Annotated in this window: 15 protein-coding genes and 1 pseudogene; 7 read left to right on the plus strand and 9 right to left on the minus strand. The window is 69.9% G+C overall.

Translation table 11 applies throughout. From position 1 onward, the window contains the following. Nucleotides 1-214 precede the first annotated feature (214 nt). Both BLR99_RS09195 and BLR99_RS09200 read right to left on the minus strand, forming a co-directional pair. Nucleotides 215-652, minus strand: coding sequence for a universal stress protein (locus tag BLR99_RS09195; RefSeq protein ID WP_011796227.1), 438 nt, complete (start codon nucleotides 650-652; stop codon nucleotides 215-217). Nucleotides 653-731: 79 nt separating this feature from the next. Then, nucleotides 732-1,511: a 2OG-Fe dioxygenase family protein gene (locus tag BLR99_RS09200; protein WP_011796228.1), complete on the minus strand. Its 780-nt coding sequence runs from the start codon at nucleotides 1,509-1,511 to the stop codon at nucleotides 732-734. A gap of 176 nt (nucleotides 1,512-1,687) precedes the next feature. On the opposite strand from BLR99_RS09200, the gene BLR99_RS09205 reads away from it, so the two are divergent. After that, nucleotides 1,688-2,095 carry a PilZ domain-containing protein gene (locus BLR99_RS09205; RefSeq protein WP_011796229.1) on the plus strand — a complete coding sequence of 136 codons (408 nt, stop codon included), beginning with the start codon at nucleotides 1,688-1,690 and terminating at the stop codon, nucleotides 2,093-2,095. 43 nt (nucleotides 2,096-2,138) lie between these two features. On the opposite strand, the pseudogene BLR99_RS09210 reads toward BLR99_RS09205, so the two are convergent. Then, nucleotides 2,139-3,848: pseudogene (locus BLR99_RS09210) on the minus strand (long-chain fatty acid--CoA ligase). A gap of 359 nt (nucleotides 3,849-4,207) precedes the next feature. Here BLR99_RS09210 and BLR99_RS09215 point away from each other — a divergent pair. After that, nucleotides 4,208-5,215 (plus strand): D-2-hydroxyacid dehydrogenase family protein, encoded by a 1,008-nt coding sequence (locus tag BLR99_RS09215; RefSeq protein ID WP_041828065.1) that lies wholly within the window; start codon nucleotides 4,208-4,210, stop codon nucleotides 5,213-5,215. Between the two features lie 276 nt (nucleotides 5,216-5,491). Here the strand turns inward: BLR99_RS09215 and BLR99_RS09220 are convergent, their stop codons facing one another. From BLR99_RS09220 to BLR99_RS09235, 4 genes are all read right to left on the minus strand, one after another. Then, complete coding sequence (locus BLR99_RS09220) at nucleotides 5,492-6,622, minus strand: branched-chain amino acid ABC transporter substrate-binding protein (protein ID WP_017439007.1); 1,131 nt, start codon at nucleotides 6,620-6,622, stop codon at nucleotides 5,492-5,494. A gap of 152 nt (nucleotides 6,623-6,774) precedes the next feature. Next, nucleotides 6,775-7,167, minus strand: coding sequence for a hypothetical protein (locus BLR99_RS09225; protein WP_046060108.1), 393 nt, complete (start codon nucleotides 7,165-7,167; stop codon nucleotides 6,775-6,777). 3 nt (nucleotides 7,168-7,170) lie between these two features. Beyond that, entirely contained in the window at nucleotides 7,171-7,605 is a 435-nt protein-coding gene (locus tag BLR99_RS09230) for a DNA polymerase III subunit chi (protein ID WP_046060107.1), read from the minus strand. Between the two features lie 32 nt (nucleotides 7,606-7,637). Then, on the minus strand, nucleotides 7,638-9,158 hold the full coding sequence (locus tag BLR99_RS09235) for a leucyl aminopeptidase (RefSeq protein WP_048857720.1): 1,521 nt from the start codon (nucleotides 9,156-9,158) through the stop codon (nucleotides 7,638-7,640). Between the two features lie 23 nt (nucleotides 9,159-9,181). Here BLR99_RS09235 and lptF point away from each other — a divergent pair, with 23 nt between their 5' ends. The 5 genes from lptF to BLR99_RS09260 all read left to right on the plus strand — a co-directional run bounded on the left by lptF (nucleotide 9,182) and on the right by BLR99_RS09260 (nucleotide 14,026). After that, nucleotides 9,182-10,279, plus strand: coding sequence for an LPS export ABC transporter permease LptF (gene lptF, locus BLR99_RS09240; protein WP_011796236.1), 1,098 nt, complete (start codon nucleotides 9,182-9,184; stop codon nucleotides 10,277-10,279). After that, the gene (gene lptG, locus BLR99_RS09245) at nucleotides 10,276-11,373 is read left to right on the plus strand and encodes an LPS export ABC transporter permease LptG (RefSeq protein ID WP_011796237.1); all 1,098 of its coding nucleotides are present in this window, start codon (nucleotides 10,276-10,278) and stop codon (nucleotides 11,371-11,373) included. The genes lptF and lptG overlap by 4 nt, the downstream gene beginning before the upstream one ends. 2 nt (nucleotides 11,374-11,375) lie before the next feature. Beyond that, a complete protein-coding gene (locus BLR99_RS09250) occupies nucleotides 11,376-11,780 on the plus strand; it encodes a sirohydrochlorin chelatase (protein ID WP_011796238.1) in 405 nt (134 codons plus the stop codon). A 115-nt stretch (nucleotides 11,781-11,895) separates the two neighbouring features. After that, nucleotides 11,896-12,837: a CysB family HTH-type transcriptional regulator gene (locus BLR99_RS09255; protein WP_011796239.1), complete on the plus strand. Its 942-nt coding sequence runs from the start codon at nucleotides 11,896-11,898 to the stop codon at nucleotides 12,835-12,837. Nucleotides 12,838-12,856: 19 nt separating this feature from the next. Then, nucleotides 12,857-14,026, plus strand: coding sequence for a pyridoxal phosphate-dependent aminotransferase (locus tag BLR99_RS09260; RefSeq protein WP_046060105.1), 1,170 nt, complete (start codon nucleotides 12,857-12,859; stop codon nucleotides 14,024-14,026). Nucleotides 14,027-14,042: 16 nt separating this feature from the next. On the opposite strand, the gene BLR99_RS09265 is transcribed toward BLR99_RS09260, so the two are convergent. Then, nucleotides 14,043-14,903 carry an alpha/beta hydrolase gene (locus tag BLR99_RS09265; protein WP_228193822.1) on the minus strand — a complete coding sequence of 287 codons (861 nt, stop codon included), beginning with the start codon at nucleotides 14,901-14,903 and terminating at the stop codon, nucleotides 14,043-14,045. A 22-nt stretch (nucleotides 14,904-14,925) separates the two neighbouring features. Next, nucleotides 14,926-15,318, minus strand: coding sequence for a RidA family protein (locus BLR99_RS09270; RefSeq protein WP_011796242.1), 393 nt, complete (start codon nucleotides 15,316-15,318; stop codon nucleotides 14,926-14,928). Between the last annotated feature and the right edge of the window lie 23 nt (nucleotides 15,319-15,341).

A 15,341-nucleotide genomic window follows, 5' to 3' on the forward strand; every position in this document is an offset into this window, starting at 1 on the left:
TCTCCGGTGGGTGAATGCGCCGAGGATACCTCTGCTGCGCGACCGGATTATTCATGAACAAAACCCACCCCATCGCCAATAAATATTATCTGGCGCATAAACAAAACCGCCGAACCCTGTAGCGGTATCCGCGCCGTGCGCGGGTCCACGAAAAAGCGGCTCCACGAGGGAGCCGCTGTCTGCCGCAGCGCGAAGCAGTTGCTGCCGGGGTGCGTCAGTCGCGCACGACCAGCACCGGCACGTGGACCACGCCCAGCACGCGCTGGGTGACGCTGCCCAGCACCAGCTTTTCCAGCCCGCGGCGGCCGTGGGAGCCCATGACGATCAGGTCGGCGCCGGTGCTCTCCAGCGCGCGCAGGATGCCGTCGTGCACGGCATGGCCCTCGCCGATCACGGTGGTCACGGCCACGCCGGCTTCCTCCAGCGCCTTGCGCGTGGCGTCCAGCGCGGTGTTGGCCTCGGCGGTGGCGGCGTTCATGTACTGCGACTGGCCGTAGGCGAAATCCGCGCCCACGCCGGTGAAGGGATAGGGGTCCACCACGTACACGGCGGTGACCTGGGAGCCGAAGGTCCTGGCGAGGCCGGCGGCCTTGGTGACGGCCATCATGGAAGTGGGCGAACCGTCCACGGGAATCAGGATGTGCTTGAACATGAACTTCTCCTTCGTCGATGGTGGTGTGGAACCGATGGGACCAGTGTGCCGCAACGCGGCGGCGCCGGGTTGATTCGCATCAAGCGCCAGAGGTTGTTGCCGCGCCTTCCCCGCCTTCCTCCTGGAACCCGCCGCGCCGGCAGGTCACCACGAGCGTGTCGCGGAAGCCCGGCGCATCCCCCAGGGGCTGGATGGGCGTGGTTTCGTGGATCATGCGGGCATCGTCCAGCAGCATGAGCGACCAGGGCTCGCTGAGGGTGAAGCGGTGGCCGCTGGGCCCCGCCGCCTCGAAGATGCGGGTTTCCCCGCCCTTCACCCCCTCGCGGCCGACCAGGAACACGGCCACGAGGTCAACGCCGTCGCGGTGCGCGCCCTCGGGCGTCGGCCGGCCGATGCCGTCGGTGGTGTCGATGCGGAACTGGTGGGCTTCCAGGAACCAGCGCTCGGGCCCCTCCGCCAGCGCCTGCTGCGACAGGCCCGCCAGCGCGGCCAGCAGTTTTTGCCAGGCCGGCAGCGACACGGTGGCATCCTGCATGGGCGCGAACCAGCGCTGCATGCCGCCGTGCAGGGCGTTGTAGTCCAGCGGCTGCCAGTGGGCGCGGTGCGGCACCTGCCGCAGCCCGGATCCGTCCGCCACGAAGCAGGAGTGCCGCCGCCGGCGGTAGCGGCCGCCGTCCTTCAGGAATTCATCGGGCGGCAGCGAGGGCCAATCCGCATGCAGCGCCTGCAGCGCCGCGAGCGGCACGCCGATCCAGGCGGCGGTGTCCTCGGGCTTCAGCACGGCATAGCCCGTGCTGCGCAGGTGGCCGGCGACCTGGTCGGGCGGCAGATAGGGAGGGGGAAACGTGATGTGCGCCATGTGGCGCGAGCTTAACCCCGCCGCGGGTGCGGCGCGAGCGTTCCCGGAACGTGTTCGTGGTGCCCCGGAGACCACGCAGCGAAGATTGCCCGGCCGCATGCGCCGCGGCGGGCGCTCCTGCAGTAGCATCCAGGTCGGCGCGCCGGCAGTGGCGCTCGCGCTGCAGGAGAAACACCATGGCCCATGAACGCCGCAACTATGTCCGCGTCGCCTTCGAGGCGCCCGCGCGCCTGGCCGTGAGCGGCCATGGCACCTTCGACGTGCAGGTGCTGGACGTGTCGCTGCGCGGCGCGCTGCTGGAACTGCCCGCGGGCCAGGCCTTGCCGCCGGGCGCGCCCTGCGCTCTGTCCATCCCGCTGATGGCGGGAGAAGAGCAGATCGCGATGTCCGGCGAACTGGCGCACGTGGACGGCGCCAGCGCGGGCCTGCAGGGCCACACCATGGACCTCGACAGCGCCACCCACCTGCGCCGTGTCATCGAACTGCAGCTCGGCGACCCGGCCCTGCTGGAACGCGACCTGCAGACCCTGGTGTCGGCGCACCGCGGCCGGGGGGTGCCGGCGCAGCCGGCGACCGGGCACTGAGCCGCCTGCCCTGCCCTGTCCAGCCCCCGCGCTCCGCGCGGCTTCAGGCCGCGGCAGCCGGGGCCGAGGCCAGTTCCGCCTCCTGCAGCTGCCGCCACATCACCTTGCCGCTGCCGCTCTTGGGCAGCGCGTCGGCGAACTGCACGACGCGCGGCACCTTGTACACGGCCATGGTCTCCCGGCACCAGGCGATGATGTCGGCCTCGGACACCTGCCCGCGGTGCGCGGGCCGCAGCACCACCACGGCCTTCACCGTCTCGCCGCGGTAGCTGTCGCGCGCGGCGATCACGCAGGCCTCCTGCACGGCGGGGTGGCGGAACATGAGCGCCTCCACCTCGGCAGGCCAGACCTTGAAGCCGCTGGCGTTGATCATGCGCTTGAGGCGGTCGGTGATGAAGAAGTAGCCTTCCTCGTCCACGCGGCCGAGGTCGCCCGAGCGGAAGAAGCGCTTGCCGTCGATCTAGATGAAGGCCGCCTCCGTCGCGGCAGGCTGCTTCCAGTACCCGCTGAACACGCCCGGCCCATGAATGACGATCTCGCCCTGCTCGCCCACGGGCACTTCCCGCAGGGTGTCCGGGTCGATCACGCGCGAATCGGTGCTGATGAACGGCACGCCCAGGCACTGCTGCTTGGGGCGGTCGGGCGGGTTGGTGTGCGAGGGCGCGGCCGTCTCGGTCAGGCCGTAGCCTTCGCAGAAGCGCAGGCCGAACTGCTCCAGCAGCCGCTGCGCCACGGCCTGCGGCATGGCGGCCCCGCCGCCGCCGATATAGACCAGGCTGGAGAGGTCGTACTCCGAGAAGCGCGGGCTCGCCATCAGGTCGATCACCATCGTGGGGATGTTGGTCCAGTTGGTCACGCGGTGGCCGGAGATGAGGCGGCCGGCGAGGTCCCGGTCCCAGCGCGGCATCATCACCAGCGTGGCGCCGGCATAGATGGACGAATGCATCAGGCTGACCATGCCGGTGATGTGGAACATGGGCACCACGGCCAGGGTCACGCTCTCGGACGTGGCCGTGCCCCAGAGCGCACTGGCGACGGCGTTGTGCATGATGCTGCGGTGCGGATGCATGCAGCCCTTGGGCAGGCCGGTGGTGCCGCTGGTGTAGGGCAGCACGGCCAGGTCCTCGGGGCCCGCCTCGCAGGCCGGCGGCTCGGCACCGCTGGCCACGGCCTCGCTCCAGGGCTGCACCGCGCCGCCTTCGAGCGCGGGCAGCGGGCGCACCGGGCAGAGCCAGTCGCGCCAGGCCTCGGGCATGGCCTGCGCGTCGGGCGAGGCAGGGTCGAAGGCATCGGTGAACTGCGAGACCACGAGGTGCTGCAGCCGGCGGTCCGGCGGCAGCGCATTGCTGGCGGCGGCCATCTCGGGCGCGAGGTCGGCGGTGGTGATGGCCACGCGTGCGTCCGGATCCGTGATGTAGTGCTTGAGTTCCTCGGCGCGGTTCATCGGGTTCACGGGCACCACGACGGCGTTGGCACGCAGGATGGCGAAATGGGCGGCGACGAGCTGCGGGCAGTTCTGCATGCACAGCAGCACGCGGTCGCCCCGGCGCACGCCGAGGGCGTGCAGGTGCGCGGCCAGCCGCTCGGCCGTGCGCGCCAGTTCCCGGTAGCCCAGCACCGAGCCGAGGAACACCATCGCCGGCTTGTCCGGATAACGCTGGGCACTGACGGCCAGGTTGTGCCAGAGCGAGGTGGCGGGCGCAGTGAGGGCGTGCGGCAGGCGCTTGGGCCAGAAGGCGTGGTGTGCGGGCATGGGAAGGCGGCGGAGTTTCCGTGGATCGGTACGAACCGCATCCTGCGGCCCCCGGGCCGCGCACGTATTGGGGATGGCCCCAACTGCCCGTCACCCAGGCGACGCCGTGCCCCGGCCCGCCCCGCCCCGCCCTCGCTCCTGCGGGAGCAGGCCGGGCCGGGTTTTTGTAACGGCTTGTCCCCACGAGGGGCCTTTGGGGGCCCGCCGCGCGGCAGTGGCCCCACCATGAACGACAATGGGGGCTACGCCTGCACGCCGCCCCTGGCCGGCGCAGCACTTCCTTTTCCGCACATCATCGCTTTTTCGTGCCGGCCCGCGCGGCGCTCGCGCGTGGTCACGGCCTGCGGCCCATGGACTCCATGAACATTGTCATCCTCGACGACTACCAGGACGCCGTCCGCAAGCTCCATTGCGCAGCGCGTCTCGATGCCTATTCCGCCAAGGTCTACACCAATACCGTCAAAGGCCTCGGCCAGCTCTCCGTGCGGCTGCGCGATGCCGACATCATCGTTCTCATCCGCGAGCGCACCCAGATCACGCGCCAGCTCGTGGAGAAGCTGCCGCGGCTGAAGCTCATCGCGCAGACCGGCAAGGTGGGCCCGCACGTGGACGTGGCCGCCTGCACCGAGCGCGGCGTCGCGGTGGCCGAGGGCGTGGGCTCGCCCGTCGCGCCGGCCGAACTGACCTGGGCGCTGATCATGGCGGCCATGCGGCGCCTGCCGCAGTACATCTCCAACCTGAAGCACGGCGCCTGGCAGCAGTCGGGCCTGCGCGCGGCCTCCATGCCACCCAACTTCGGCATCGGTACGGTGCTGCGCGGCAAGACGCTGGGCATCTGGGGCTACGGGCGCATCGGCCAGATCGTGGCAGGCTACGGCCGCGCGTTCGGCATGAACGTGCGCGTCTGGGGCCGCGAGGCCTCGCGCGCCCAGGCCCTGAGCGACGGCCTGCAGGTGGCGACCACGCGCGAGGAGTTCTTCTCGCAGTGCGACGTGGTGTCGCTGCACCTGCGGCTCAACGACGAGACGCGCGGCATCGTGCGCCTGGAAGACCTCTCCGGCATGAAGCCCAACGCACTGCTGGTGAACACCTCGCGCGCGGAGCTGATCGAGCCGGATGCGCTGATCGCCGCCCTGAACCGCGGGCGCCCCGGCATGGCGGCGGTGGACGTGTTCGAGAGCGAGCCCATCCTGCAGGGCCACGCGTTGCTGCGCCTGGAGAACTGCATCTGCACGCCGCACATCGGCTACGTGGAGCAGGACAGCTACGAGCTGTACTTCGGGGCGGCGTTCGACAACGTGATCAACTACATCCGGGGCACGCCGACGAACATCGTGAACCCGGGCGCGCTGCAGGTGCGGCGCTGAGAGGCCGCTGCCCCGGGGCCCGTGCGGCGAACGGGGCAGGTTTCATGGGAGCAGGCCCGTCCACAGATCGCTGAGCCGCGACAACGTCACGAGTTGGTTGTTGCGGCGGTCTTCCCGATCCCGGTCCGAGTGAACAGGCAGGTCGCCGCCAGATTCGTGCGGCGCTGGAGCATGCATGGCTCGCGACACGCCAGAGCCAGCCTGCGGCACCGGCGCCGCGGCGAATGAAAAAAGGCCTCCGCACCGCGGAGGCCTTCGCACTGAAGCGCGGGCCGATCAGTTCAGGGGCGTCTTCTTGCCATCCTTGTACGTGTACAGGGTGATGGCCGGGTTCTTCATTTCGCCGTTGGGCTCGAAGGCGATGTTGGCGGTCACGCCCTTGTAGTTGGACTTGGCCAGCTCGGGGATGTACACCTTCGGATCCCAGGAATTGGCGCGCTTCATGGCGTCAACCAGCAGCATGGTGGCGTCGTAGGTGTAGGGGCTGTACACCTGGAACTGGCCGGGGTACTTGGCGTCGTACTTGGCCTTCCAGGCCGTGCCGCCAGGCATCTTGGCCAGGGAAGCGCCGCCTTCGGCGCAGACCACGTTGGCCAGGGTCTTGGCGCCCGCAGCCAGCTTGGCGATCTCGGTCGTGCAGACGCCGTCGCCGCCGAAATACTTCACGTTGGCCATGCCCAGCTGTTCCATCTGGCGCAGCATCGGGCCGGCCTGGGGATCCATGCCGCCGAAGAAGACGCCGTCCGGGTTCTTGGACTTGATGGCCGTCAGGATGGCCATGAAATCGGTGGCCTTGTCGGTCGTGAACTGCTCGTCCACCACCTTGATGCCCTTCGCGGCGGCGGTCTTCTTGAACACGTCGGCCACGCCCTGCCCATAGGCCGTGCGGTCGTCGATGATGGCCACGGTCTTGAGCTTCAGCGTGTCGGAGGCGTAGGCGGCCAGACCGGCCCCCAGGGCGTTGTCGTTCGCGATGATGCGGAACGTGGTCTTGTAGCCGGGCTTGGTCAGGTTGGGGTTGGTGGCGGCGCCGGTGACGTGCGGGATGCCGCAGTCGTTGTACACCTTCGATGCGGGGATCGTGGTGCCCGAGTTCAGGTGGCCCACCACGCCCGCGACCTTGGCGTCGCACAGCTTCTGTGCAGCGGCCGTGCCCTGCTTCGGATCGGCGCCGTCGTCTTCGGCCTGCAGTTCGAACTTGATCTTCTTGCCGGCGATCGTGACCCCCTGGGCATTCAGTTCCTCGACGGCCATGCGCGCGCCGTTTTCGTTGTCCTTGCCGTAGTGAGCCTGGGGGCCGGAAACCGGTCCCACGTGGCCGATCTTCACCACCTGTTCTTGTGCAGAGGCGACACCGGCAAACGCCGCGATAGCGGCAACCACGGTCAGTTTCAACTTCAATTGCATATGAATCTCCAAAAAGGGTGATCGCTGAGAACCTTCTTTCCCCCAGCGCCGGAAACATATCGCAATTTGTGGGCCAGGGCACTCGTAGATGCGAGGGAAAGTGACCGAAAACCACAGGGGGTTACCCTAGGGCGCGCCGGGGGGCGCCGGCCTCAGCGCTGCGAGGGGCCGCCGGGCGAAGCCAGCTCATCCGCCACGGCTTCATACACGGCGTGGCGCACGACGGACTCGACCTCTTCCCGCAGGCGCGGCACCATGGAGCGGGTCTGCTCCTGGACCACCGTGGCGATGGCCTCGCGCAGGCGCTGGTCCAGCACCACGTCCACGCGCTGGATGATGCGGTGGATGACCACTTCCTCGATGCCCGAGAAATCTGGAGCCGGCGCGGGCGGCGAAGACGGGGACGAGGACGAAGGCGCTGCAGGCACCGGCGAAGCGGGCGCCGGCGAGGCGGGCGCCGGGCCGGGCACGCCGGCCTCGGGCACCCGCACCACATCGGTGAGCGTCGGCACGAATCTGGGAGGCTGCTTCGGCGGCACGGACACGGCTCAGCCTCCCTTGAGCACCAGGTCGTGGCGGACGATGCCGTAGCCCCGCTGCGCGTAATGGCGCCACCGCTCGCGCGCGCCTGCGCGGTCGGACTCGTCGTGCGCGCTCACCACCTCCACGAGCCGCGCGAAGCGCTCGAACCCCTCGGGCACGGAGGCACCGAGGTTCAGCAGGACGTCGGGGCGTGCGACGGCGCGGGGGTCGGCCGCCAGCAGCACGGGCGAGGCCTCGCGCAACTCGGGCTCGTCCTCCTGGCGGCAGTGCGCCAGGAAGTCCTGCGGGCTCAGGGCCCAGAGCGCGCGGTCCATCGCGTCGAGCACGGGCGCGGGCCCGGTGATCACCAGGAGGGCGTCGTTGCGCAGGGCCTTGCGCGCGAACCGGCAGGCATAGGCGAGCTTGTCGGGCGCGTTGAAGTGGAACGCGATCTCGGTCATGCCGGGATCCGTGGACACGGCGGCATCCGTGGTCAGGCGGCGCGGGCCGCCCGGCGGGCGCGGCCCGCGCCGGAAGCCGGAGCCGCGCCGGAACGCGCGCGGGCCGCCGGGGCCTGCGCGGAATCGAGCAGGAACTGCACCAGCAGGCCCACCGGGCGGCCCGTGGCGCCCTTGGCGCCGCCGCTCTTCCACGCGGTGCCCGCGATGTCCAGGTGAGCCCAGGGCTTGCCGTCCACGAATTTCTGCAGGAACTTGGCGGCCGTGACGGCCCCGGCCGCGCGCCCCGCCACGTTGCCCATGTCGGCGAAGTTGCTCTTCAGGCCTTCGGCGTATTCGTCGTCCAGCGGCATGCGCCAGCAGGGGTCCTGCGCCGCCTCGCCCGCCGCCTGCAGGCGGGCCGCGAGGGCTTCGTCGTTGGCGAACAGGCCGCTGCGCACTCCGCCCAGCGCCACCACGCAGGCGCCGGTCAGCGTGGCGATGTCCACCATGGCCGAGGGCTTGAAGCGGGCGGCGTAGGCGATGGCGTCGCACAGCACCAGGCGCCCCTCGGCGTCGGTGTTGAGCACCTCGATGGTCTGGCCGCTGAGGCTGGTCACCACGTCGCCCGGCTTGACGGCGCGGCCGTCCGGCATGTTCTCGCAGGCGGGAATGAGGCCGACCACGTTGATGGCGGGCCGCAGTTCGGCGAGCGCGCGGAACACGCCCAGCACGCTGGCGGCGCCGCCCATGTCGAACTTCATCTCGTCCATTTCGCCGGCGGGCTTGATCGAGATGCCGCCGGTGTCGAAGGTGATGCCCTTGCCGATGAGCGCCACGGGCGCCTCGGAGCGGCCCGCGCCCTGGTAGCGCAGCTCGATGAAGCGCAGGGGCTCCTCGGAGCCCCTGGCCACCGCCATGAAGGCGCCCATGCCGAGCTTCTGCACTTCCGCGGGCCCCATCACCTTGACCTGGATGGGGCCGTGCTTGGCGAGCGCCTTGGCGGCGCCGGCCAGCAGGGTGGGCGTGGCGTGGTTGCCGGGGCGGTTGGCCCATTCGCGGGCGTATTCGATGCCCAGCGCCAGCGCCGTGCCGCGGGCGAAACCGGCCTTGGCAGCGGCGGCATCGGCCACGCCGATCACCACGCGCGAGAGCGCCCGCGGTTCGGCCTGGGACTTGGTGGCCGTGTAGACATAGCTGGACTCCGCCACGGCCTGCACGGCCGTGCAGGCCGCCGCGCCGCCGTCGGCCAGGGCCGCGAGGCACACGGCCGCGCGCTTGACCTGGGGCGCCTTCCAGTGCGCTGCCGCACCGGCCAGCGCCTGGCGCACCGCGCGCGCACCGCCGTCGCCGGCGCCCAGGAGCAGCACGCGCCGCGCGGCCACGGCGGGTGCCTGGTAGAGCGCGAGGCTCTTGCCGGGCTTGGGTTCGAAGTCTCCCTGGCGGATCGCCAGCGCCACCAGGGCGGAAATCGCGTCGCCGCCGGGCTTGAAGCCTTCGGGCACCAGCACGGCGAGCAGATCGCATTTCTCGGCGGCGGCGGAGGCCAGGGACAGGGTCTTCAGATCGAAGTTCATAATCGGCGTTTTCCTTCGAGCCAATGTTATTCGATTCATCCATTCGCAAGGAACTGGCCCGCAGCTTCGGCGCGACGCTGGTGGTGCTGGTCACCGTGGTCATGACCATGATGCTGATCCGCACGCTCGGTCAGGCGTCGCGCGGCAGCGTGAACCCCTCGGACGTGATGCTCGTGATGGGCTTCACCGTGCTCGGCCAGTTGCCCACCATCCTCACCCTGAGCCTGTTCGTGGCCGTGGTCGGCACGCTGGCGCGCATGTACCGCGAAAGCGAGATGGTCATCTGGTTCGCGAGCGGGCGCGGCATGCTGCACCTGCTGCCGCCGCTGCTGCGCTTCGCATGGCCGGTGATCCTGGCGATCGCCACGCTCGCCCTGCTGATCTGGCCCTGGGCCAATCAGCAGATCCAGCAGCTCAAGGTGCAGTACGAGCAGCGCAGCGACGTGGACCGCATCGCCCCGGGCGAGTTCCAGGAGTCGGCCAACGGCGCGCGCGTGTTCTTCATAGACCGCGAGACGCCCGACAACCAGCAGGCCACCAACGTGTTCATCGCCTCGAATGAGCACGGCCGCGAGACGGTCACCTCCGCCCGCAGCGCGCGGCTGGAGACGCGCGGCAACCAGCGCATGGCCCTGTTGAGCGACGGGCAGCGCCTGGAAACCTCCCTGGACAAGCCGGGACTGAAGGTGAGCGAGTTCTCCGAATACGGCACGCGGATCGGCGGCGCCGCCAGCAGTTCCTCCGACGACGGCGCGGTCAAGACCCGCAGCACGGCGCAGTTGTTCGCCTCCAGCGACCCGGTGTTCCGCGCCGAACTCGGGTGGCGCTTCGGCCTGGCGTTCGCGGCGCTCAACTTCGTCGTGCTGGGCCTGGCCGTCGCCAGCGCCAATCCGCGCGCCGCGCGGAGCACCAGCCTGGTGTTCGCGCTTTTCGCCTTCGTGGTCTATTACAACCTCATGACCTTCGGACAGAACTGGGTGGGCGCGGGCCGCATGGGCCTGGGCGCCTTCATGGCCGCCTTGCATGGCGGCACGCTGGTGCTGGGACTGCTGCTGCTCGCGGCGCGCCACAACCGCTGGTCGCCCCGGCTGCCGTCCCTGCGCGTGCGGAGGCCCGCATGAAGACCATCCGCTGGCTCATCTACCGCGAGGCCCTGGCGGCCGTGGGCTTCGTCACGCTGGGCTTCCTGGCGCTGTTCTTCTTCTTCGACATGGTGGACGAGCTGCGCTACGTCGGCCGCGTGCAGGGCTACCAGATGTCGCACGCGCTGCTGTACGTGTCGCTCGGCATCCCCAGCCACCTGTACGAGCTGCTGCCCATCACCGTGCTGATCGGCACGATCTTCGTGATGGCGCGCTTCGCCCAGAGCTCCGAATTCACCATCATGCGCACCAGCGGGCTCGGCCCGTGGAGCGCCCTGCGCACGCTGCTGGTGCTGGGCCTGGGGTTCGTGATGCTCACCTTCACCGTGGGCGACTACCTCGCGCCCGCGACGGACCGGCTCGCGCAGCTCGTGCGGGCCCGCTACCTGGGCCAGATCACCACCGGCGCGACCGGGGCCTGGCTGAAGGAGCGCCAGGGGGACCGTTCGGTCGCGGTGAACGTGCGGGCGCTGCGGCACGACGGCGGCATGAGCAATGTGCGGATCTTCGAGTTCGACGGCGACGGCCGCCTGGCCTCCACCGTGCAGGCGGCGGCGGGCGAGTTCGGCGCCGACGCCTGGGAGCTGCGCGACGTCAAGCGCAGCGTCTTCCACCGCCGCGGCGAGGCCGAGGCGCACGTGGAGCGGCTGCAGGAGGCCAGCTTCCGCTGGCCCACGCACATCAGCTCGGACATGGTGGCGGCATCGCTGCTCAAGCCCGACCGCATGGCGACGATCGACCTGTTCCAGTACATCCGCCACCTGGAGTCCAACGGACAGGCGGCGCAGAAGTACGAGATCGAGTTCTGGCGCAAGGTGTTCTATCCCATGAGCTGCCTGGTGATGGTGGTGCTGTCGCTGCCCTTCGCCTACCTGCACTTCCGGTCCGGCGGCATCGCGGGCTACGTGTTCGGCGGCGTGATGGCGGGGATCAGCTTCTTTTTGCTCAACAACGTGTTCGGCTATGCGGGCAACCTGCAGAACTGGTCGCCCTGGCTCACCGCGGCCGCGCCGGGCATCATCTATTCGCTGCTGTCCCTCGGTGCGTTCGGCTGGCTGGTGCTGAGGCGATGAACATGGCGCACGACACATCCCGGGCCGAAGCCCCCCGCGGCGTGGTGCTGTTCGCCCATGGCTCGCGCGACCCGCTCTGGCGCGCACCGATCGAGGCCGTGGAGGCCCGCATGCGGCAGCAGGCGCCCGGGCTGGAGGTGCGCTGCGCCTACCTGGAACTGGCCGAACCCGACCTGCCCACGGCGGTGCGCGAACTGGCGGCGCGCGGCGTGCGCCGGCTCACCGTGGTGCCGATGTTCCTGGGCACCGGCAAGCATGCGCGCGAGGATCTGCCGCAACTGGTGCAGGCGCTGCGTGCAGAACACCCGGAAATGGCCGTCGCCGTGCAGGGCGCCATCGGCGAGGATGCGCGCATGACGGCGCTGATGGCGGAGATCGCATCGGCCGAGCCCCACGCGGGGCCTTGACGCGGTGGGCGCGCGCCGCCATGGCGGGCGGCAGTGCATTATTTTTGCGACCGGGTGACGCCGGTGGCTTAGACGATTGCCGCATAATCAAAAGAATCCTTAGCAGCAATCAGATATGAACCTGCACCAGTTCCGCTTCGTCCAGGAAGCCGCCCGCCGCAACCTCAACCTGACGGAGGCCGCCAAGGCGCTCCACACTTCGCAGCCCGGGGTGTCCAAGGCCATCATCGAACTGGAAGACGAACTGGGCGTGGACATCTTCGCGCGCCACGGCAAGCGGCTCAAGCGCATCACCGAGCCGGGGCAGCACGTGCTCAAGAGCATCGAGCTGATCATGCGCGAGGTGGGCAACCTCAAGCGCATCGGCGAGCAGTTCAGCGCGCAGGACAGCGGCACGCTGAGCATCGCCACCACCCACACGCAGGCGCGCTACGTGCTGCCGGTGCCGGTGGCGAAGCTGCGCGAGGCCTATCCCAAGGTGAACGTGAGCCTGCACCAGGCCACGCCGCACGAGGTGGCGCGCATGGTGATCGACGAGGTGGCGGAGATCGGCATGGCGACGGAATCGCTCGCGGACTACCCGGACCTCGTCACCCTGCCCTGCTACGAATGGCAGCACGTGCTGGTGATGCCCTCGGGCCATCCGCTGGCGCAGCAGGAGCGCATCAGCGTGGACGATATCGCCCACGAAGCCCTCATCACCTACCACCCCTCCTTCACGGGCCGCGGCAAGATCGACCAGGCCTTCGCCGCGCGCAAGCTGCAGCCGCGCATCGTGCTGGAGGCCATCGACTCCGACGTGATCAAGACCTACGTGCGCCTGGGCCTGGGCGTGGGCATCGTGGCCGAGATGGCCATGCGCGACGATCCGCTGGGTGACCTGGTGGTGCGCCCCGTGGGCCACCTGTTCGGACAGAGCGTGGCGCGCGTGGCCTTCAAGCGCGGCGCCTACCTGCGCAACTTCGTCTATAAATTCGCGGAGCTGCTCAGCGACCGGCTGAACCGCGAACTCGTGGCCCGCGCGATGACCGGGCACGTGAACGACTACGAGCTTTGATTTCCTGCCTCCCACGCCCATGACCACCACCGCTGCCGCGCGCACGCCGGCCCTCCCCAGCAAGCTGCCCCAGGTGGGCACGACGATCTTTGCCGTGATGTCCGCCCTGGCGGCGGAGCACGGCGCCGTGAACCTGGGCCAGGGCTTTCCCGATTTCGACTGCGATCCGGCCCTGGTCGATGCGGTGGCCGGCGCCATGCGCGCGGGCCACAACCAGTACCCGCCGATGCCGGGCGTGCCGGCGCTGCGCCAGGCCGTGGCGCGCAAGATCGAGGCGCTGCATGGCCGCGCCTATTCGCCGGACACCGAAATCACCGTGACGGCCGGCGCCACGCAGGGCATCCTGACGGCGATCCTGGCCGTGGTGCAGGCGGGCGACGAGGTGATCGTGCTCGATCCCTGCTACGACAGCTACGTGCCCAACGTGGAGCTGGCGGGCGGCACGGCGGTGCGCGTGCCGCTCACGCCCGGCACCTTCCGCCCGGATTTCGACCGCATCGCCGCCGCGCTCACGCCGCGCACGCGCGCGATCATCGTCAACACGCCGCACAACCCCTCGGCCACCGTATGGACGGACGAGGACATGCGGGCACTCGAAGCGCTGCTCGCGCCCACCGACGTGGTCGTGGTCAGCGACGAGGTCTATGAGCACATGGTGTTCGACGGTGCGGAGCACCAGAGCGTCGCGCGCTTCCCCGGGCTGGCCGCGCGGTCGTTCATCGTGTCGAGCTTCGGCAAGACCTTCCACGTCACGGGCTGGAAGGTGGGCACGGTGGTCGCGCCCGCGCCGCTCATGGCCGAGTTCCGCAAGGTGCACCAGTTCAACGTGTTCACGGTGAACACGCCCGTGCAGCATGGCCTGGCGGCCTACCTGGCCGATCCGGCGCCCTACCGGCAGCTGCCGGCCTTCTACCAGGCCAAGCGCGACCTGTTCCGCCAGGGGCTGGAAGGCTCGCGCCTGAAACTGCTGCCCAGCACCGGCAGCTACTTCCAGTGCGTGGACATCTCGCAGGTGAGCGACCTGGGCGACGTGGAGTTCTGCCAGTGGCTCACGCGCGAGATCGGCGTGGCCGGCATCCCGCTGTCGCCGTTCTACGGCGACGGGTTCGACCAGCGCGTGGTGCGCTTCTGCTTCGCCAAGCGCGACGAGACGCTGCGCGAGGCGCTGCAGCGGCTGCGCCGGCTCTGAGCGGCTGCTCTCTTCCCTAGCCTTGCGCCATGCGCGCGAGGGCGCGGCACGGCAGGCTCTCCGGATCCTCGAAGGCCTGCACGGCATCGAAGTGGTCGGCCCCCGGCATCGGATGCAGCTCGGCCGCGTTGCCGGCCGCACGCCACGCGGCATGGAAGCCCTGGGACTGCCGGGCGAAGGCCTCCTGCTCGGCCCCGCCCCAGCAGAGCGTGACGGGCGTGGCACTGGGGCGTGCATGCAGCACGGGGGAATTGCGGCGCACCATGCCTTCGTCCAGCTGGATCGCGGGCTGCAGGTAGCTGTAGCGCAGCGGCGCGATGTCGTAGAGGCCGCTCACCAGCACGGCGCCCGCGAACGGATCGGCCGGCAGGCCGTAGTCTTGCTCCCAGGGCGTGCACAGCAGCATCGCGCCCAGGTGTCCGCCCGCGGAATGCCCGCCGACGACGATGCGCGCCGGGTCGCCGCCGTGCTCGCCGATGCGGCGAACCGTCCAGGCCGCCGCGGCACGCACCTGTCGCACGATCTCGTCGATCGTGACGGCCGGGCACAGGGCGTAATCCACCACCACGGTGGTGAAGCCCAGCGCATGCGGGCCCTGCGCCACGCAGCTGAAATCGCGCGCGCTGCGGGCGCGCCAGTAGCCGCCGTGGATGAAGAAGAACACCGGCGCGCCGGGACGTCCGGCCGGGAAGATGTCCAGCGTTTCCGCCCGCGTGGGGCCGTAGGGCACGGCGGGCCGGTACGGCAGCGCCCGGCGCGCGGCCTCGCTGCGCTCGGCGAAATGCCGGTTCGAGGCGGCGGCATCGTGCGCGCGTTTCAGGGGATCGTAGGCGTCGTCGATGTCCTGCTGGTTCGCGAAGCCGTGGGGAAACACCATCGCCATCGGGGCCACCCGCGCATCAGTCCGGCACCACGGCCGTGACTTCGATCTCGACCTTGGCACGGTCCTCGATCAGCGCCGAGACCTCCACCGCCGTCATCGCCGCGTTGAAGCTGCCGATGATCTCGCGGAAGTCCTGGCCGATCTGCCGCAGCGAGGCCACGTAGTCCTTCTTGTCGGTCACGTACCAGGTCATGCGCACGATGTGCTCGGGGCGCGCGCCGCCTTCCGCGAGCACCTCGACGATGTTCTGCAGCGCCTGCCGCACCTGGCCGCACAGCGTGTCGGTGTGGAAGACGCCCTGGGCGTCCCAGCCGATCATGCCGGCCACGAAGACCATGCGGCCGCGCGCCGCGACGCCGTTGGCGTAACCCTTGGGCCGGGGCCATCCGGGGGGAAGAAGGACTTGCATGCGAATCTCCTGTCCGTTCGGTT

Origin of the sequence: Paracidovorax citrulli, assembly GCF_900100305.1 — a bacterium.
Classification (GTDB): domain Bacteria; phylum Pseudomonadota; class Gammaproteobacteria; order Burkholderiales; family Burkholderiaceae_C; genus Paracidovorax; species Paracidovorax citrulli.